General features: G+C 71.8%; 1 protein-coding gene and 1 pseudogene. Both read right to left on the reverse strand.

Annotated features, from left to right (window positions below):
* Nucleotides 1-163: HAD family hydrolase (locus tag DSP71_RS11975; protein ID WP_181800726.1), on the reverse strand; the 163-nt coding region annotated here is incomplete at its 3' end.
* An 11-nt stretch (nt 164-174) separates the two neighbouring features.
* Nucleotides 175-273 (reverse strand): annotated as a pseudogene (locus DSP71_RS23700) (exodeoxyribonuclease III); the annotation flags it as partial.

Consider the following 273-nt stretch of genomic DNA (forward strand, 5'->3'; position numbering starts at 1 on the left):
CAGCGATGGCACGCAGGCCGAGCGGCTGGCGCGCGGTGACCGGGACCACGTGGATCCCGCGGGCTCGGGCGGCGTCGAGCGCGGCGCGGGTGCGCGGAGTGACGGCCGACGACGAATCGAGCAGGGTGCCGTCGAGATCGGTGGCGATCAGCCGCACACGCACGTGATCGGCCCTCAGGAGAAGATCATCGGCATGTCGTCGTCGTCATCGGCGCCGCCCGTCCCAAGACGACGGCTGTCGAGGTCGACGACCACCGGGACATGGTCGCTGGG

Source organism: Microbacterium sp. H6 (genome assembly GCF_003314775.1).
GTDB classification, from domain to species: Bacteria; Actinomycetota; Actinomycetes; order Actinomycetales; family Microbacteriaceae; genus Microbacterium; species Microbacterium oxydans.